The organism is Biomaibacter acetigenes, from assembly GCF_003691585.1.
Classification (GTDB): domain Bacteria; phylum Bacillota; class Thermosediminibacteria; order Thermosediminibacterales; family Tepidanaerobacteraceae; genus Biomaibacter; species Biomaibacter acetigenes.
The window spans coordinates 1,572,343-1,590,962 of the sequence record NZ_CP033169.1; the positions used below are offsets into that span (position 1 = coordinate 1,572,343).

Sequence of the window (18,620 nt, forward strand, 5' to 3'; positions counted from 1 at the left end):
TTGAGTTATATTAAAAGCATAAAGCTTGTCAATTTTCAATCCCACAAAAATACTGAAATCTCATTGGATGAAGGATTGACGGTGATACTTGGCCCTACAGATCAGGGGAAAAGCGCCATCATACGAGCTTTAAAGTGGGTTTTGTATAATGAACCTCGGGGAACCGATTTCATTACCGTAGGCTGTAAATATTGCAGGGTTACCCTGGAGATGAGTAATGGAACTGTGATCATCAGGGAAAGAGATGGAAACAAAAACAGGTATATATTAAGAAAAGATGGCCAGGAACAGATTTTGAAGGTTTTGGAAACGGTGTCCCCTTTGAAATAACCAGGGCCCACGGTATACCCAAAATTCATATCGACAGAGATTCCACATCTGCGGTAAATTTAGCCGAACAACTGGAAGCTCCCTTTCTCATTTCTGAAAGTGGAAGCACCAGAGCGAAGGCTCTGGGACAGTTGATAGGAGTCCATATTATTGATGCGGCTCAGAGGAATACCATAAGAGACTTAATGGACGCAGAACAACGTAAAAAGTTAATAAACAGAGAAATTTCCGATATAAATGAAGAACTGAAGAATTATCAGGACCTTCCGGCTCTTGAAAGCAGAAGTGCTGCTCTCAAAGTTCTTCTGAATGAAATAAAACAAAAAAGAGCTTTATTAGTTAGATTTACAGAAATCAGACAAAGGCTGGTACCCACTACGCAGGGCATAGAAGAAGCCTGTAACATCCTCGACAAAACAACAAACGTAGGAAAAGCCGAAACAATCTACCATAAAATTGTCAATAATAGTGACAGGATTTCACTTTTAAAGGTTTTAAACAGGAGGATATATGAAACGGACAACCAGATTTCCCATATGAAGGGTATGCTAAGAAATACCGAAGGGATTTTTGCAGCAGAAAAAATTTCTCAGGAACTGGAGGAAATAAAAGAAAAAGTCCGGAAATATGACCAGATACTCAAAAAGATGATTTTAATTGACCAGCAAATGAAGGATCAAAGCAGGCAACTGGGCAGTTTTGAACATGTCCGGGACACCGAGAATCAGATAGAAAATATTTCTGAGAAAAATATGAAACTAGTATCGCTTGGCAATATAAGAAAAAATTTAAACGATGTGGATTCTTCGATAAAAAAAGGCGAGATGTACTTGAAGCAGATTATACAAAGCTTAGATTCCATGACCAGGCAGTATGCTTACCTTCTAAAAAAACTATCCCGGTGCCCCACCTGCTTGAACCCCATCGATGACCAGACGGCCCAGAGAATAATAGTTGAAATGCTTGAGTCTTAGAAGTAAAAGGAGTGTAACTTATTATTATGGACCCAGAAAAGGAAATCCAGGAGTTAAAGAATAAAATAGACAGGGCTAAGGCTTTGCGCTATAAAGCAGAAGCCCGCCTTGAAGAACTTCAGAAACAAAAACAGCAGCTTTTAGATGAACTGGCTAAATTGAATGTAAAGCCTGAGGAACTCGATACAGAAATAAATAATTTAAATAAAGAGCTGAAGGAGTTAATCGAAAAAGCCAAAAGACTTTTACCGCAGGATGTATAGAGGTGAAAAAATGCCAGATCAATATGAAAAAATCGTTGAAGAACTTGAAAAAGATTACGAAGCTTTTGCACTCAAATGTGCCATGAAAAAAAGCATGAAGCAAAAGCTGGAAAAAGATTTGGGCGGCAAAATAGAAGAATTACACAAGGTTAACTGTATGATCGACACGCTGGAACAGGTTCGCATATTGTTGCAGCGGGCTTCCGAATATGCCAGGGAACAGATCAAACAACAAATAGAAATGCTGGTAACCCACTGCCTGCAGTTTGTATTTGGCCCCTACCTGGAATTTAAAATAGAATTAAGTGAGATACGGGGTAAAGCCGATGCCGAGTTTTATGTAATTTCAATTTTCGACAATATGAAAGTAAAAACAAAGCCTCAGGATGCCAGGGGCGGAGGGATAGTGGATGTAATAGCTCTGGCATTAAGGATTGCCGTTATTCAAAGCACGAGTTCCTACGGTGACGGACCGCTGATACTGGATGAACCCGCCAAGCATGTGAGCAGCGAATACATTGCCAATGTAGCCCAGTTTTTAAAACAGATCAGCGAAGTATTTCACAGGCAAATAATAATGATAACCCATAACCAGTATCTGAGTGAAATAGCGGACCTTGCATACAGGGTGGAACTAAAGGATGGCTCCAGTGTGGTCACAGTTTATAATCCATAGTTTGTTTTTCTTGACATGATTATTAAAAAAGTATAAAATTAAATTGATATGAATTTTTTCAAGGAGCAGATTAATGGATTCGGGGATACGAACTTTAAATTAAATTAGAGTTTTCTCTATTTAATTCATAAAACCGAGTTCCCCTCGGTTTTTATTGTTTTATCCAGGAGGAGGTGAATAGGTATTAATCTTTTGAGCATTGTTATAACCATAATCACAGGGTTAGTAACATTGGCCGCCGGTTATTTAATCAGGAAATATATAGCTGAGGCCAAGATAAATTCAGCGGAAGAATCCGCAAAGAAGATTTTAGATGAAGCAGAGAAAAAAGCCGAATCCATGAAAAGAGAAGCCCTGGTAGAGGCAAAAGAGGAAATACTCAAGTTAAAAAACGAATCAGAAAAAGACCTTCGTGAAAGAAGAAATGAATTACAACGCTCTGAAAGAAGACTGGTTCAGAAGGAAGAATCTCTGGACCGCAAGATGGAAGCCATTGAAAAAAAGGAAGAAATGATTTCCAGAAAAGAGGCTGAAATAAATCAGCTTCATGAAAAAGTCAATGAATTATATTCCCAGCAGTTGGCAGAGCTGCAGCGAATTTCAGGTATGACTACAGACGAGGCAAAAGAATTTTTATTGGGTAAAATAAAAGATGAAATTCGCCATGATGCTGCAATGATGATCAAGGAAATTGAAACCCAGGCAAAAGAAGAGGCTCAAAAGAGGGCAAGGGAGATAATATCCTATGCCATTCAAAAATGTGCTGCAGATCAAGTGGCAGAGACCACTGTATCAGTTGTTACACTGCCCAATGATGAGATGAAAGGTCGCATAATAGGTAGAGAAGGACGAAACATAAGAGCCCTGGAAACTTTGACCGGTATAGATTTAATAATAGACGATACTCCGGAAGCTGTTATTCTTTCGGGATTTGATCCCATCAGGCGCCAGGTGGCAAAAATAGCCCTGGAAAAATTGATACTGGATGGTAGGATACATCCGGCAAGAATCGAGGAAATGGTTGAAAAGGCCCAAAAAGAAGTAGAAAACATCATAAGAGAAGATGGAGAGAAGGCAACGTTTGATACCGGTATCCATGGACTTCACAGTGACCTGATAAGATATCTTGGGAAACTTAAATTCAGGACCAGTTACGGGCAAAATGTGCTCCACCATTCTATAGAAGTTGCCCATCTGGCGGCTGCTATGGCCGCAGAGTTAGGTGTAGATGTCCAATTGACAAAGCGGGCAGGTTTGCTTCATGACATAGGTAAAAGTGTTGATCAGGACATAGAGGGGCCGCATGCACTGGTTGGTGCGGAAATTGCTAAAAAATATGGGGAATCCCCCGAGGTTATCAATGCCATAGCAGCCCATCACAACGATGTGGAACCCAGCACAGTTGAAGCCATATTGGTTCAAGCGGCTGATGCAATTTCCGCCGCAAGGCCGGGGGCAAGGCGCGAAACTCTCGAGGCTTATATAAAGAGGCTTGAAAAGTTAGAGGAAATAGCCAATTCCTTTGAGGGTGTGGAGAAATCCTATGCCATTCAAGCCGGTAGAGAGATAAGAATCATGGTTAAACCGGAAAGTGTCGATGATCTTGGTACTATAGAAATGGCTAGAAAAATTGCAAAGAAAGTGGAAGAAGAACTGGAATATCCAGGTCAGATAAAAGTGAATGTTATAAGGGAAACCAGGGCTACAGAATACGCCAAATAGAAATATCACGGGAATTTTTATAAGTTTTTTATAAAGTGCGCAACTCAGCGCACTTTTTTTGCAAAAATAATTAATGACAGTACAAAAACAGGAAATTGGGAGTTGAAAATAATGATATTGATGATGATTGGTGATATCGTGGGAAGACCTGGAAGAACCATCTTAAGAGAAAAGCTTCCCCTTTTGAGGAAAGAATACGAAGTGGATTTTGTTATAGCCAACGGGGAAAATGCAGCGGGTGGAAATGGGATTACACAGAAAATAGCTCAGGAATTGTTTATTAGCGGTATTGATTTTCTTACAATGGGAAACCATATTTGGGACAACAAGGATGTTTTCAATTTTATTGAAGAAGAGGCCAGAATGGTAAGGCCTGCCAATTATCCTTCGGGCACACCCGGCAGGGGTTATCAGGTAATAAAGATAGAAAGCGGAATAAGCATAGGAATAATAAACATCTCGGGAAGAACATTTATGAATGCCCTGGACTGTCCATTCAGAACGGCTGATGCAATAATAGATAAAATAAAAAATTCTACCAGTATTGTGATTGTTGATTTTCATGCAGAGGCCACTTCAGAAAAGATAGCTATGGGATGGTATCTTGATGGCCGCGCAACGCTTGTAGCAGGGACTCATACCCATGTTCAAACTGCCGATGAAAGAATTCTTCCCAACGGGACTGCCTATATAACCGATCTGGGCATGACAGGCCCCATGAATTCAATTTTAGGTATTGAAAAAGAAACGGTTATTAAAAAATTTATAAGTCAGCTCCCTGTCCGGTTTGAGGTAGCAAAAGGCCCTTCACAGATAAATGGGATAATTGTTGAAATAGATGAACAAACTGGTAAAGCTCAAAAAATACAGCGCATGGACATTAAAGAAATTTAAAAAATTAATAAAAATTTTTTTTACAAAACAAGGACTTTTCATTAAAACATAGAATAAAATAATTATAAAGCAATTTATGCAGGGAGGAATCGGATAAATGGAAGTGTTAAAAGTATCAGCTAAGTCTAATCCAAATTCGGTAGCAGGTGCGCTGGCCGGTGTTTTAAGGGAAAGGGGAGGAGCCGAAATACAGGCTATCGGTGCTGGTGCATTGAACCAGGCAGTTAAAGCTGTAGCAATTGCCAGGGGATTTGTAGCACCCAGTGGAGTAGATTTGATTTGTATTCCTGCTTTTACAGATATAGAAATTGACGGGCAGGAAAGAACTGCCATGAAGCTGATTGTTGAACCTAGATAAATAAAAATAGATATGGATATTTTAATAAAAGCCTGTTAATATTATAAACAGGCTTTTATTGAGTTTTTGATGTTTATTGGAGGAAATAGGATTGAAGGTGGATTTACATATTCATACAACATTTTCCGATGGAAGATTTACTCCTGCGGAAGTAGTGAAAAAATCTCATGTTATAGGATTAAAAGCTATAGCTATAACTGACCATGATACGGTAGAAGGCATACCCCAGGCTATGGAAGAAGCCCGGAAATATAATGACATAGAAGTTATTCCCGGCCTAGAAATTAATACTTATTATAACGGTCAGGAAGTGCATATCCTCGGATATTTTATAGAATATAATAAACCAGATCTTAAAAAAATATTAACTGATCTTTTACAAAAAAGAATAGAACGAGCGAAAAAAATGACCGAAAAATTGAAACAACTTGGAATCGATATCAGTTTTGAAGAAATAAAAGCCAGAGCTACCGGGCCATCTCTAGGCCGTCCCCATGTGGCAAGAGTATTGATAGATAAAGGATATGCGAAGTGTATAGAAGATGCTTTTGAAAAGTTTCTAAATCCCGGCAGACCGGCTTATGTCCCCAGACATAAACTAACTCCTTTTAATGCTGTGGATATAATAAAACAGAGCAAGGGAATCCCTGTTCTAGCTCATCCGGGATTGCTGTACGAAAAACATATTATACATGAGTTAATCGATTATGGTATTATGGGTATTGAAGTATATCATAAAGACCACACCATCGAGCAGGTAAAATATTATATGAACTTTGCATCCGATAGGGGCCTGTTGATGACCGGCGGCTCCGACAGTCATGGTGAAACCCCGCTTTTACTAGGTACCCTGGATATTCCATGGGAATTTGTATTAAAATTAAAACAGGAAAAATCAAGGTGCTGTATGTAAGGCTTTATGTATACAAAAAGCCAATATTTTTAATTGGCTTATTTTTTTTTAATTTTTTTATCGTGATTGCAGGATTTTGATGATATATGTAGAATATAATAAATTGTAAAAGGACTAAATGGACTATAAAAGAGCCATTATTCCCGAGGGAGAGTGCCAATGATTCAATTTAAAGTGCAAAAAACTCCTCTCTATTTACAGGTAAAACAGTATATTAAAAGAAATATTGATGAGAAAAAATGGACGATTGGTTATAAGCTTCCAACCGAAAGGGAGCTGGCAAAAACCCTGGATGTCAGCAGAAAGACTGTCAGTTTGGCTTATAAAGAACTGGAAAAGGAAGGAATAATAACTTCCCATCAGGGCAGGGGAACTTTCGTGATAAACAGACATTCAATGCAAAAAGATTCTCAAGTAGATAGGCTTATAGAAAATATAGATTACTGCATACAAACCTCAGTAAAAATAGGAGTTGAGCCCGATGAATTTCTGGATTTATGCAGGGCAAGAATAAATAGATACATTCAGGAATTAAAAAAGATAAAGCTGGTTTTCATAGAATGCAACAGAGAACAACTAGACTATTTTAGTAAGGAGCTTGAACTGGGAGCTGGAGTTACCATTACCCCCATTTTGCTTCAGGACTTTAAAAAAAATATAGAAGACATCAATAAAAAGATACAATCCCATGATTTCATAGTTACAACTTTTTTCCATATAGATGAAGTTAAAACTTTGATTAAAGACAAGAATATAGAAATCCTGCCGATGGCTTTAAACCCTCAACTGGAGAGTATAATAAAGATAGCTAGAATTAATAGAAACAACAATGTGGGGATTTTATCTATTTCACAAAATTTTGCGGAGAAGGTTAAAAATGCTATTTTTGAAGCAGGTCTTTATTTTGATAATATCAAAATTGAAACATCCACTGATTCCGATGAAATAAAAAATTTTGTTCAAAGCCTCGATGTTATTATAGTTTCTCCTGGCAGGAAAAAGGAAATATTGCCCTTTAAAGATGATAAAGATATTATTGAGTTTATCTTTGTTCCCGACATGGGATCAATTAATTTGCTTAAATCAGTAATATTAAAAAACCGTTGAATAGGGGTGATATGGTGTCGGAAAAAACTTTCAAAATTGATATCAATGATAAGGCATGTAAAAGATGCGGTATTTGTATAGCTTTTTGCCCCAGGAAAGTTTTTTCATCAGAAAACGGGAAACCAGTAGTAGTAAATTTGGATGCATGTACAAAATGCAAATTATGTGAACTGAGATGTCCCGACTATGCCATTGTGGTAGGGGGTAAAGAAGATGAGTAGTGAAGCAAGATTAATGCAGGGAAACGAGGCGTGTGTCGAAGGAGCCATTGCTGCCGGAATGAGATTTTATGCCGGATATCCCATTACTCCTTCTACGGAAATCGCAGAACTTTCGGCGGAGAAATTGCCAAAGGTCGGTGGTAAATTTATCCAGATGGAAGACGAGATCGCAAGCATGGGTGCAGTTATCGGAGCATCTCTCACAGGGTTGAAAGCTATGACAGCCACCAGCGGTCCGGGTTTTTCGTTAAAACAGGAAAATATAGGATTTGCCAGTCTAACTGAAGTGCCATGCGTGATAGTGAATGTCCAACGCGGTGGACCCAGCACTGGATTGCCCACACTGCCGGCTCAAGGAGATGTGATGCAGGCAAGGTGGGGGACTCACGGTGATCATCCGATTATTGTCCTTTCACCTTCCTATGTGAAAGAAGTATATGAACTGACCATTAGAGCTTTTAACCTTTCGGAAAAATACAGGGTACCATGCATTCTTTTAATGGATGAAGTTGTGGCGCACATGAGGGAAAAAGTAGAACTGCCTGATCCATCTACAATTAAAATTATAAACAGGAAAAAGCCTGCTCCCTCCATCGTGAATTATGAACCTTACAGGGATTATGACGGTGATGGAATTCCACCTATGGCCAGTTTCGGAGAGGGGATGTCCTTCCATGTTACAGGCCTTATCCATGATGTAACGGGCTTTCCATCAACTAATGCCAGGGTTACTGAAGCCCTTATAAACAGACTTATGAAAAAGATTTTTGACAATCTGGATGATATTCTGGATTATGAAAGCATTTTTGTAGAAGATGCTGAATCTGTAGTAATCTCTTTCGGCTCTACCGCCCGTTCGGTGCTGAGAGCGGTGCATCTGATGAGACAGGAAGGCCAAAAAATCGGCATGATAAGGCTAAAGACCATCTGGCCTTTTGCCCATAAAGCCATACAAAATTTATCGTCACAGGTAAAGAATTTGATAGTGGCAGAGATGAATTTTGGGCAGATGGTAGAAACAGTACGGGCATCAGCTGGGGGAAGATTCAATGTTGTAGGTTTAAACAAATTTAACGGAGAATTGATAACTCCCGATGAGGTTATAGTTAAGGTGAGAGAGGTGATGGGCCATGCGTAAAGAACTGGAAAAGTATTTCAGGACAGAAAAATTACCGCATATATGGTGTCCGGGATGCAGCCATGGTATACTGACAGGTGCTGTTATCCGAGCCATAGACAATCTCAAACTGGACCAGAAAAAGATATGTATAGTTTCGGGAATCGGGTGTTCATCCAGGGCTCCCGGGTACATGAATTTTTATACCTTACATACTACGCATGGCCGGGCACTGGCTTTTGCAACTGGCATCAAACTTGCAAATCCTGATTTAAAAGTAATAGTCCTCACGGGAGATGGAGATTGTGCCGCCATCGGAGGAAATCATTTTATCCATGCGGCCCGGAGAAATATAGATATTACCACCGTTGTGTTTAATAATAACATTTACGGCATGACCAGCGGACAGTATTCGCCCATGACCCCAAGGGGAGCGTATGCCACAACAGCGCCTTACGGAAATATAGATAGGAGCTTTGACCTTTGCAAACTGGCTCAATCTGCAGGCGCGACTTATGTGGCCAGAGGTACAGTATATCACATTCCACAGCTTATAAAATTGATCGAAAAGGCTTTGCAGCATAAAGGTTTTTCCTTTGTAGATGCAGTCAGTATATGTCCCACATATTTCGGAAGAAAAAATAAAATGGCATCACCCGTAAAGATGATGGAGTTTATAAGAGATGCGTCTATTCCTATAAAATCTGCTGAAAAGTTATCAAAAGAAGAACTGGCCGGTAAAATTGTGATAGGTGAATTTTACGAGGAACAGGCTCCGGAATATACGGAAGAATACGCCAAAGTTATAGAAAAAGTACGGGAGGGAAATTGAAGATGGAAGAGCGTACGGAAATACGGTTGAGCGGTTCCGGAGGGCAGGGTTTGATACTGGCCGGTATTATACTGGCTGAAGCAGCCATTCTGGACGGAAAAAATGCGGTTCAATCTCAATCATACGGTCCTGAAGCCAGAGGAGGCGCCAGCAGAGCAGAGGTAATAATAAGTGAATCATCCATTGATTATCCAAAGGTTACAAAACCCGATATTCTTCTGGCTTTAACGGAAGAGGCATTGATGAAATACAAGGACAATTTAAAACCTAATGGAGTAATTATTATAGACTCCAGTATAAAAAAACCTGAACTACCTGTAAAAATAATCAGTTTACCCATAATTGAAACAGCTCAAAAAAAGGCCGGTAGGGTTATAGTTGCAAATATTGTGGCACTGGGTGTCCTTACTACTGCAACAAAGATCGTGTCAAAAGTTTCTGTTGAGAAAGCTGTCATGGACAGGGTTCCCAAGGGGACAGAAGAGTTGAATAAAAAAGCATTGTACGCCGGTTTTGAGCTGGGAGAATCTTTTTAGACTTTTTACAACTATTAATTATGAAAGGGGGTCTATGATTCATTTAATTTAACATTATAGTTTATTTGGGGAAACTAAAAAAATGGAGGGAGTTTAAGATGTCAGAAACATTAAATCCGTTTGAAATTGTTCAAAAGGAGATCAAATCTGCCTGTGAAAAACTTGGTCTGGATAATTCTGTTTATGAAATTTTAAAAGAACCAGAAAGGGTTTTGACGGTATCCATACCGGTAAAGATGGATGATGGTACAACAAAAACCTTTATAGGTTTTCGCTCTCAGCATAGCACCGCCATCGGTCCTGCTAAAGGTGGTGTAAGGTTCCATCCCAATGTTTCTCTGGATGAAGTTAAAGCCTTATCAACATGGATGACCTTTAAATGCTCTGTCGTGGGAATTCCCTATGGAGGAGGCAAGGGTGGAGTCATCTGCAACCCCAAAGAATTGTCAAAAGGTGAACTCGAAAGGTTAAGCCGCGGATATTTCAAAGCCATAAGCCCGATTATTGGTCCTGAAAAAGACATACCGGCTCCCGACGTATATACCAATGCTCAGGTTATGGCATGGTTCATGGATGAGTTCAGTACATTGAAAGGATACAATACTCCTGGTGTTGTGACCGGCAAACCCATTATTATTGGAGGTTCGTTGGGCAGAAATGAAGCAACCGCTCGTGGAGCCACTTTCACTATCAGGGAAGCAGCCAAAAATTTAGGCCTTGATTTGACCAAAGCTACCGTTGCCATCCAGGGTTACGGCAATGCGGGCAGCATAGCTGCCAGATTATTGAGCGAACTTGGGTGCAAAATTGTAGCAGTAAACGACTCCCAGGGCGGTGCATACAATCCTGAAGGCCTGGATCCAAAAGCCGTTCTCGAATTCAAGGAGAAAAATAAGACGGTTAAAGGTTTCCCGGGCAGCAAAGATATAAGCGGTGAAGACCTACTGGAACTGGACGTGGATATACTGGTGCCGGCAGCTCTAGAAAATGTCATAACCAGCAAAAACGCAGCTAATATAAAGGCAAAAATAGTCGGCGAATGCGCTAATGGTCCTACAACTCCCGAAGCGGACAAAGTTCTCTATGAAAATGGTGTCCTGGTAATTCCAGATATCCTCTGTAATGCCGGTGGTGTTACAGTTTCATACTTTGAATGGGTACAAAATCTGATGAACTTCTACTGGACCGAGGAAGAAGTAAACACCCGTCTTGAACATATAATGGTCAAAGCCTTTAACGAGGTATATAAGATGCATAAAGATTACAAAGTTAACATGAGAGAAGCGGCTTACATGGTCTCCATTAAGCGAATAGCTGACGCTATGAAAGTTAGAGGCTGGATCTAAAGATGTAATAATCCCTCCCTGAGATTAAGGGAGGGATTTTCAAAATATCTTCGTAAACATTTATAAATATTAATTGTTGCCTTTGATTAGAAAATATTATATTATATTCAAAGAACCCGCATAATATTACCAGGGAGGGTAATAAAAGTTATGAGTGATAAAAATTCCTTTGAAAAATTAAAAGAAGAAAAGAAAAATTGGGAAGAAACAAAGCTAAATAAAATTTTGAGCAAGCATCCTGAACGGTATGAAAAGTTTTATACCAATTCCAATATAGAAGTTGAACGTCTGTATACAGAATTAAATGTACAGGATATGGATTATTTAGAGGACCTTGGTTTTCCTGGAGAGTACCCTTACACCCGGGGAGTCCAGCCTACCATGTACCGGGGAAGATTATGGACCATGAGGCAGTATGCCGGGTTCGGCACTGCCGAGGAGTCCAACCAGAGGTATAAATTTCTTCTTTCTCAGGGTCAGACGGGACTTTCCGTGGCTTTTGATTTACCCACCCAGATAGGTTATGATTCCGACCATCCTCTTTCCAGGGGGGAAGTGGGAAAAGTGGGTGTAGCCATTGACTCTTTAAAAGATATGGAGATACTATTCGATGGCATTCCACTGGATAAAGTGAGTACATCCATGACCATAAATGCTCCCGCTGCAATCCTACTTGCCATGTATATGGCGGTGGCGGAAAAACAGGGTGTAACACCTGATAAATTGTCGGGCACCATCCAGAACGATATCTTAAAAGAATATGTGGCGAGAGGAACATACATTTTTCCTCCGGAGCCATCCATGAGACTGATCACTAACATATTTGAATTCTGTTCTAAAAACGTGCCGAAATGGAACACCATAAGCATCAGCGGTTATCACATCCGTGAAGCCGGAGCCACAGCCATACAGGAAGTGGCCTTTACTCTGGCTGATGGAATAGCATACGTGGAAGCTGCCATTAAAGCGGGACTTTCGGTGGATGACTTTGCTCCAAGACTTTCCTTCTTTTTCAATGCCCATAATGACCTTTTGGAAGAAGTGGCAAAATTTAGGGCGGCCAGAAGGCTCTGGGCAAAGATAATGAAGGAAAGGTTTAATGCCCAGGATCCAAGGTCCATGATGCTAAGATTTCATACACAAACCGGAGGTTCTACACTTACAGCCCAGCAGCCGGACAACAACATCATAAGGGTCACCATACAGGCACTGGCGGCTGTTCTAGGAGGAACCCAATCCTTCATACCAATTCAAGAGACGAGGCACTGGCACTTCCTTCCGAAGACTCGGTGAGAATTGCCCTGAGGACCCAACAGATAATAGCCTATGAGAGCGGGGTCACTGAAACCATTGACCCGCTGGCAGTTCTTACTATGTGGAACATCTTACCAATACCATAGAACAAAAAGCCCGGGAATATATAGACAAGATCGACAAATTAGGCGGTGCGGCCAAGGCCATAGAAAAAGGATTCATGCAGCAGGAAATTCAGGACAGTGCTTATCGCTACCAGATGGAAGTGGAGTCTGGCAGGAGAATCGTGGTTGGAGTAAACAAATTCCAGATCGAGGAGGAACCACCCAAAGGTCTGCTAAAAGTGAACCCTGAAGTTGGAATAATGCAAGAAAAGAAACTCAAAGAACTAAAGTCTACCAGAGATAATCTGGCGGTAGCTGAAGCTCTAAAAGAACTGGAACAGGTGGCTAAAACCGATGAAAATGTGATGCCTGCCATTTTAAAGTGTGTTAAGTGTTATTGTACCCTCGGCGAAATCTGCGACACCTTCCGTAAAGTTTTCGGGGAATATAAAGCTTCTATTACAATTTAGAAGGGGTGATAATACATGGGACAGACAAAAACTATAAGGGTGCTTATTGCAAAACCGGGGCTTGACGGACATGACCGCGGAGCAAAGTAATAGCCAGAGCTCTTAGAGATGCCGGCATGGAAGTAATTTATACGGGGTTAAGACAGACCCCGGAACAAATAGTTGAGGCAGCCATCCAGGAAGACGTGGATGTGATAGGCTTATCTATTCTTTCGGGGGGCCCATAACTTCCTCTTTCCAAAGGTTGTTGAACTTTTGAAGGAAAAAAACGCTCAGGATATCCTGGTAATCGGTGGCGGAGTGATACCTGATGATGATATTCCCGGCCTTAAAGCAGCAGGTATAGCCGAAGTATTTACCCCGGGCACACCCTCGTCAAAGATAATAGAATTTATAAAATCTCACGTTAAATAAAAACCGAAAGGTGTTATTTTTAATGGATATAATACAATCCGTTCTAAACGGAGATAAAAGAAGCATTGCTAAGCTCATAACTTTAGTTGAAGAAAAATCCGATGATGCCACAAAAATATTGAAGACAATTTACAAGTACACAGGTAGAGCAAGAACAATTGGAATTACAGGGGCGCCGGGTAGCGGAAAAAGTAGCCTGGTAAACAAACTCACCCATATTTTAAGGAAAAAAAATAAAAAAGTGGGAATTATTGCTGTGGACCCCACCAGTCCCTTTACTGGGGGAGCTATTTTGGGCGATAGAATTCGTATGCAAGACCTTACTCTGGATGAAGGGGTTTTCATTCGAAGCATGGGTACCCGTGGCGCTTTAGGAGGCCTTTCCAGAGCCTGTTATGATGCCGTCAAAGTTCTGGATGCTTCAGGTATGGACTACATAATCATTGAAACCGTAGGTGTGGGTCAGTCGGAAATCGATATAGTAAAGCTGGCTGATATCGTTTTGCTGGTTATGGTGCCGGGAATGGGGGATGATGTTCAGGCTATAAAAGCGGGAATTATGGAAATAGGAGATATCTTTGTAGTCAATAAATCTGATAAAGACGGCGCTGATAGACTTGTTACTGAAATAGAGATGACTTTAGACTTGAGTCCCCATAAAAATTCCTGGAAACCAACCTGTGATAAAGACCATAGCCACAGAGACTTATGGAATTGTCGAACTTAGTGAAAATATTGAAAAGGTATGGAACCATATGACACAAGGCGATTATTTAAAAATAAAACGAAAAAACAGGATAAGACAGGAAATAATCGATTTATTAACCGAAACTCTTATAAAAAAAATGATGTCAAGGTATTCCGAAAAAATTGATGCGCTTGTAGAAAAAGTTCTGGAAAGGCAAATAGATCCATACTCTGCCATGGAGATAATTATTTCAGATGCTAAATAAAAATTTCATGAGGAGGTTTAAAAATGGTAGAGAAGATAGACCACATAGGCATTGCCGTAAAGGATTTAAATGAAACTTTAAAGATTTATACTGAAATCCTTGGTTTAAAATCAGCCGGGGAGGAAACTGTGGCAGAACAGAAAGTAAGGGTTGCCTTTATCCCCGTAGGTGAAAGCGAGATCGAGCTTCTGGAGTCCACCGAGCCCGATGGAACCATAGCAAAATTCATCGAAAAAAAATGGAGAGGGCATCCAGCATATTGCATTAAGGGTGGATAATATAGAAAAGACCCTCGAAGATTTGAAAGCCCGGGGGGTAAGGCTCATTGATGAAAAACCAAGAAATGGTGCCGGGGGAGCCAGAATAGCCTTCATTCACCCTAAAGCCACTAAAGGGGTTTTGATAGAATTATGTGAAAGAACATAAGATGCATTAAAACACAAGGAGGGTAAATATCTTGGAAACCATTGAGCAAAAGTTAAAAACCTACAAGAAAAAAGAAAGACTATCGAACAGGCTGGAGGTGAAAAACGCATAGCAAAACAGCACGAAAGCGGCAAGCTCACCGCCCGGGAAAGAATCCAAAAACTCCTTGACGAAGGAAGCTTCGTCGAAATCGACGCCTTTGTAGAACACCGCTGCATCCAGTTTGACATGGCAGAAACTAAAGCCCCGGGTGAAGGCGTAGTCACCGGCTACGGCACCATAAACGGCAGGCTGGTCTTCATATTTGCCCAGGACTTTACCGTCATCGGCGGGTCCCTGGGAGAAATGCACGCCGCCAAAATAGTAAAAGTCATGGACATGGCTATGAAAATGGGAGCTCCTTTAATAGGATTAAATGATTCCGGCGGCGCCAGAATACAGGAAGGCGTGGATGCGCTGAAAGGCTATGGAGAAATCTTTTACAGGAACACCCTCGCATCCGGAGTAATACCTCAAATTTCGGTCATCCTGGGCCCCTGCGCCGGAGGAGCCGTATATTCCCCAGCGCTCACCGACTTTGTATTCATGGTCTCCGGCACAAGCAAAATGTTCATCACCGGCCCACAGGTAATCAAAGCCGTAACCGGAGAGGAAGTCAGCCCCGAAGACCTGGGCGGGGCAAAAGCCCACAACCAGAAAAGCGGTGTCGCCCACTTCATGAGCCAAAACGAAGAAGAGTGCTTTGACCAGATAAAAAAAACTGCTGTCATACATACCATCCAACAACCTGGAAGATGCACCCTTCAAAGAAACGGGAGACAGCCCTGTAAAGATACTACCGGAACTTGACAATATAGTGCCCGTCGACCCAAACAAACCCTATGACATGAAAGAAATAATCAAAATGGTGGTGGATGAAGGCGATTTCTTCGAAGTACAGCCCCTTTATGCCCAAAACATGATAACGGGCTTTGCGAGACTATCCGGCCACAGCGTCGGAATCCTGGCAAATCAACCCAGAGCTCTGGCGGGTTGCCTTGACATAAATGCCTCCGACAAAGCAGCAAGATTCATCCGATTCTGCGATGCCTTCAACATACCCCTGATAACCTTTACCGACACCCCCGGCTACCTTCCCGGAGTAGCCCAGGAACATGGAGGAATAATCCGCCACGGGGCAAAGCTGCTCTATGCCTATTCCGAAGCCACCGTCCCGAAGATAACCGTCATCACCCGCAAAGCATACGGAGGAGCATATATAGCCATGTGCTCAAGGCACCTCGGAGCAGACCAGGTCTTTGCATGGCCCACAGCAGAAATAGCAGTCATGGGCCCCGAAGGAGCGGCCAATATCATATTCAGAAAAGAAATAGAAGAATCCAGCGACCCGATAGCCACGAGAAATGAAAAAATAGAAGAATACAGGGATAAATTCGCCAACCCCTATCAAGCCGCAGCAAGAGGCTACGTGGACGATGTAATAGAACCATCCGCCACCAGAGTAAAACTCATTTCCGCCCTGGAAATGCTGATGTCAAAACGCGAAACAAGACCTGCCAAAAAGCATGGCAACATTCCGGTATAAAAGAGGTGAACCAGATTGAATAGTATTGCACAGGACCTCATGGAATCACTAAAAACAGGATTACTGGGCATGGGCATAGTAATGGTAGCCCTGTATAGTCTCTCTTTAATTCTGGATCTTATGAGATATATATTCTATCCCCAGGCAAGACAGGTAAAAAAAAATGAAAAAACTGGAGAACCAGTAGAAGAAATAAAACAACCGGAACCACCCCATGAACAGGATAACCGGGAACTGGTAGCAGTAATTACTGCAGCATTGAGTGAATACCTGCAAAAACCCATAACACATATCAGAATAGGTTCCATACGCCAGATTCACAAAACTACTCCCGAATGGGGAAGGGCAGCAAGATACGAAAATGTATACAATAATCTTTAATCAATTTTAAAATGTGTATGAAAGCAAAGATATTCCTTAATATAGGGCTTTCCATAGCACATTTCAAAAAAGCTACCGCTGTCAATTAAAATATAATAATGAAAGCTTTTTTATGAAAGGAGATAAAAACTATGAAGAAATATAAAATAACCGTAAATGGCCAGACTTATGAAGTAGAAGTTGAAGAGATAGGTGGTACCGGGCTGGTTAAAGAGGAGACACCTGCGCCTGTGGCCACAACAGAAAAGCCAAAAGAAGCGCCGAAACAGGAAACTCCAAAGCCAGCACCTGCTACCGCACCGGCACCCAAAAAAGCTGCACCTGCCGGTAAGGCAACAATCACTGCCCCAATGCCCGGAACCATACTTTCCGTAAAAGTAAAAGAAGGCTCAAAAGTATCAAAAGGCGATGTAATAATGATATTGGAAGCCATGAAAATGGAAAACGAAATCCTTGCTCCCCAGGATGGAATTATATCTTCCATAGACGTATCCGAAGGAGCATCCGTAAATACCGGCGATATACTGGCTACCATGGAATAAATAATTAAACGGGAGTGGAGAGCCTTGCTAGACCAAATAATAAATTTCATTAAAACCACCGGATTTGTAAATATAACCATCCAACAATCAATAATGCTATTAATATCCTGTATCCTGCTTTACCTTGCCATAGTAAAAAATATGAACCGCTGCTTCTGGTGCCCATAAGCTTCGGCATGCTCCTGGCCAACATCCCTCTGGCCAACCTCATGCAAAAAGGAGGATTTCTGTACTGGATATACCAGGGCGTAGAACTTGATATTTACCCACCCCTCATCTTTTTGGGAGTAGGTGCCATGACCGATTTCGGCCCCCTCATCGCCTACCCCAAGAGCCTGCTTCTTGGAGCCGCCGCCCAGTTTGGCGTATTTACCACATTCCTGGGAGCAACACTATTGGGGTTTAACTTCAAAGAGGCAGCATCCATAGGAATAATAGGCGGAGCCGATGGCCCTACCGCCATATTCCTTTCAAGCAAACTTGCCCCCACCTGCTGGGAGCCATAGCCGTATCGGCATATTCATACATGGCCCTGGTACCCATAATACAGCCTCCCATCATGCGCCTTTTAACCACCAAAAAAGAGCGCATGGTAACCATGGAACAATTAAGACCCGTTTCCAAAACCGAAAAGATAATATTCCCCATAATAGTTACAATTCTTGCCAGCTTCCTGGTCCCGCCGGCTACCGCACTAATAGGCTGCCTCATGCTGGGAAATCTCTTTAGAGAATGCGGAGTCGTTGAGAGACTCTCAAAGACTGCCCAGAATGAGCTTATCAACATCATCACCATATTCCTGGGCACCACCGTCGGAGCTACAGCCAGTGCCGAAAACTTCCTGAGAATACAAACCATTGAAATACTGCTCTTAGGTCTTGCAGCCTTTGCCATGGGGACGGCAGGCGGAGTGCTTCTGGGAAAACTCATGTATGTATTATCCGGAGGGAAAGTAAACCCCTTGATCGGTTCTGCCGGAGTTTCGGCAGTGCCTATGGCTGCCCGGGTTTCCCAGGTTGTAGCCCAGAAAGATAAGCCCGGCAACTTCATACTGATGCACGCCATGGGTCCCAATGTGGCGGGGGTTATAGGGACTGCCATAGTGGCAGGAGTTTTGCTGTCTCTATATGGTGGTTGATAAAATAAGGACTTTTTACCCTGAATAAATAATTGTTTTATACATGATTTAATTGTGATATAAT

16 protein-coding genes and 6 pseudogenes are annotated in these 18,620 nt (G+C 41.6%); all 22 read left to right on the forward strand.

The genetic code is table 11. From position 1 onward, the window contains the following. Positions 1–330, forward strand: coding sequence for an AAA family ATPase (locus tag D2962_RS07770; RefSeq protein ID WP_122014650.1), 330 nt, complete (start codon positions 1–3; stop codon positions 328–330). A 131-nt stretch (positions 331–461) separates the two neighbouring features. Continuing rightward, the gene (locus D2962_RS07775; RefSeq protein ID WP_122014651.1) at positions 462–1,304 is read left to right on the forward strand and encodes a hypothetical protein; all 843 of its coding nucleotides are present in this window, start codon (positions 462–464) and stop codon (positions 1,302–1,304) included. A 26-nt stretch (positions 1,305–1,330) separates the two neighbouring features. Beyond that, on the forward strand, positions 1,331–1,567 hold the full coding sequence (locus D2962_RS07780) for a hypothetical protein (RefSeq protein ID WP_120767683.1): 237 nt from the start codon (positions 1,331–1,333) through the stop codon (positions 1,565–1,567). 10 nt (positions 1,568–1,577) lie between these two features. Then, positions 1,578–2,243 (forward strand): ATPase, encoded by a 666-nt coding sequence (locus D2962_RS07785; protein WP_120767719.1) that lies wholly within the window; start codon positions 1,578–1,580, stop codon positions 2,241–2,243. A 183-nt stretch (positions 2,244–2,426) separates the two neighbouring features. After that, positions 2,427–3,965, forward strand: a complete 1,539-nt coding sequence (rny, locus tag D2962_RS07790) for a ribonuclease Y (protein WP_120767682.1) — start codon at positions 2,427–2,429, stop codon at positions 3,963–3,965. Positions 3,966–4,076: 111 nt separating this feature from the next. Continuing rightward, positions 4,077–4,859, forward strand: a complete 783-nt coding sequence (locus tag D2962_RS07795; protein WP_162991146.1) for a TIGR00282 family metallophosphoesterase — start codon at positions 4,077–4,079, stop codon at positions 4,857–4,859. 97 nt (positions 4,860–4,956) lie between these two features. Then, complete coding sequence (locus tag D2962_RS07800; RefSeq protein ID WP_120767680.1) at positions 4,957–5,217, forward strand: stage V sporulation protein S; 261 nt, start codon at positions 4,957–4,959, stop codon at positions 5,215–5,217. Between the two features lie 97 nt (positions 5,218–5,314). After that, positions 5,315–6,130, forward strand: coding sequence for a PHP domain-containing protein (locus D2962_RS07805; protein ID WP_245985045.1), 816 nt, complete (start codon positions 5,315–5,317; stop codon positions 6,128–6,130). Between the two features lie 159 nt (positions 6,131–6,289). Further along, on the forward strand, positions 6,290–7,237 hold the full coding sequence (locus D2962_RS07810; protein ID WP_120767678.1) for a winged helix-turn-helix domain-containing protein: 948 nt from the start codon (positions 6,290–6,292) through the stop codon (positions 7,235–7,237). Between the two features lie 11 nt (positions 7,238–7,248). After that, the gene (locus tag D2962_RS07815) at positions 7,249–7,458 is read left to right on the forward strand and encodes a 4Fe-4S dicluster domain-containing protein (protein WP_120767677.1); all 210 of its coding nucleotides are present in this window, start codon (positions 7,249–7,251) and stop codon (positions 7,456–7,458) included. Further along, on the forward strand, positions 7,451–8,596 hold the full coding sequence (locus D2962_RS07820) for a 2-oxoacid:acceptor oxidoreductase subunit alpha (protein ID WP_122014652.1): 1,146 nt from the start codon (positions 7,451–7,453) through the stop codon (positions 8,594–8,596). Before D2962_RS07815 ends, D2962_RS07820 begins: the two co-directional genes overlap by 8 nt. Next, positions 8,589–9,407: a 2-oxoacid:ferredoxin oxidoreductase subunit beta gene (locus D2962_RS07825; RefSeq protein ID WP_120767675.1), complete on the forward strand. Its 819-nt coding sequence runs from the start codon at positions 8,589–8,591 to the stop codon at positions 9,405–9,407. The genes D2962_RS07820 and D2962_RS07825 overlap by 8 nt, the downstream gene beginning before the upstream one ends. A 2-nt stretch (positions 9,408–9,409) precedes the next feature. Further along, complete coding sequence (locus D2962_RS07830; protein ID WP_120767674.1) at positions 9,410–9,943, forward strand: 2-oxoacid:acceptor oxidoreductase family protein; 534 nt, start codon at positions 9,410–9,412, stop codon at positions 9,941–9,943. A 98-nt stretch (positions 9,944–10,041) separates the two neighbouring features. Continuing rightward, a complete protein-coding gene (locus D2962_RS07835; protein WP_120767673.1) occupies positions 10,042–11,289 on the forward strand; it encodes a Glu/Leu/Phe/Val family dehydrogenase in 1,248 nt (415 codons plus the stop codon). Positions 11,290–11,439: 150 nt separating this feature from the next. Further along, positions 11,440–13,117: pseudogene (locus D2962_RS07840) on the forward strand (acyl-CoA mutase large subunit family protein). A 15-nt stretch (positions 13,118–13,132) separates the two neighbouring features. Next, positions 13,133–13,531: pseudogene (locus tag D2962_RS19530) on the forward strand (cobalamin B12-binding domain-containing protein). 22 nt (positions 13,532–13,553) lie between these two features. Beyond that, positions 13,554–14,484: pseudogene (gene meaB, locus D2962_RS07850) on the forward strand (methylmalonyl Co-A mutase-associated GTPase MeaB). A gap of 23 nt (positions 14,485–14,507) precedes the next feature. Next, positions 14,508–14,910: pseudogene (gene mce / locus D2962_RS19535) on the forward strand (methylmalonyl-CoA epimerase). A gap of 81 nt (positions 14,911–14,991) precedes the next feature. After that, positions 14,992–16,495 (forward strand): annotated as a pseudogene (locus tag D2962_RS19540) (acyl-CoA carboxylase subunit beta). 15 nt (positions 16,496–16,510) lie between these two features. Next, positions 16,511–16,876, forward strand: a complete 366-nt coding sequence (locus D2962_RS07865; protein WP_120769011.1) for an OadG family protein — start codon at positions 16,511–16,513, stop codon at positions 16,874–16,876. Between the two features lie 131 nt (positions 16,877–17,007). Further along, positions 17,008–17,418, forward strand: coding sequence for a biotin/lipoyl-containing protein (locus tag D2962_RS07870; RefSeq protein WP_120769009.1), 411 nt, complete (start codon positions 17,008–17,010; stop codon positions 17,416–17,418). Positions 17,419–17,442: 24 nt separating this feature from the next. After that, positions 17,443–18,556 (forward strand): annotated as a pseudogene (locus D2962_RS07875) (sodium ion-translocating decarboxylase subunit beta). Positions 18,557–18,620: the final 64 nt, after the last annotated feature.

Excerpts from the sequence above, each read along its gene's own strand:
- D2962_RS07780 (WP_120767683.1), top strand. The coding sequence starts at position 1,331 with ATGGACCCAGAAAAGGAAATCCAGGAGTTAAAGAATAAAATAGACAGG.
- D2962_RS07785 (WP_120767719.1), top strand. The coding sequence starts at position 1,578 with ATGCCAGATCAATATGAAAAAATCGTTGAAGAACTTGAAAAAGATTAC.
- D2962_RS07795 (WP_162991146.1), top strand. The coding sequence starts at position 4,077 with ATGATATTGATGATGATTGGTGATATCGTGGGAAGACCTGGAAGAACC.
- D2962_RS07800 (WP_120767680.1), top strand. The coding sequence starts at position 4,957 with ATGGAAGTGTTAAAAGTATCAGCTAAGTCTAATCCAAATTCGGTAGCA.
- D2962_RS07810 (WP_120767678.1), top strand. The coding sequence starts at position 6,290 with ATGATTCAATTTAAAGTGCAAAAAACTCCTCTCTATTTACAGGTAAAA.
- D2962_RS07815 (WP_120767677.1), top strand. The coding sequence starts at position 7,249 with ATGGTGTCGGAAAAAACTTTCAAAATTGATATCAATGATAAGGCATGT.
- D2962_RS07820 (WP_122014652.1), top strand. The coding sequence starts at position 7,451 with ATGAGTAGTGAAGCAAGATTAATGCAGGGAAACGAGGCGTGTGTCGAA.
- D2962_RS07825 (WP_120767675.1), top strand. The coding sequence starts at position 8,589 with ATGCGTAAAGAACTGGAAAAGTATTTCAGGACAGAAAAATTACCGCAT.
- D2962_RS07830 (WP_120767674.1), top strand. The coding sequence starts at position 9,410 with ATGGAAGAGCGTACGGAAATACGGTTGAGCGGTTCCGGAGGGCAGGGT.
- D2962_RS07835 (WP_120767673.1), top strand. The coding sequence starts at position 10,042 with ATGTCAGAAACATTAAATCCGTTTGAAATTGTTCAAAAGGAGATCAAA.
- D2962_RS07870 (WP_120769009.1), top strand. The coding sequence starts at position 17,008 with ATGAAGAAATATAAAATAACCGTAAATGGCCAGACTTATGAAGTAGAA.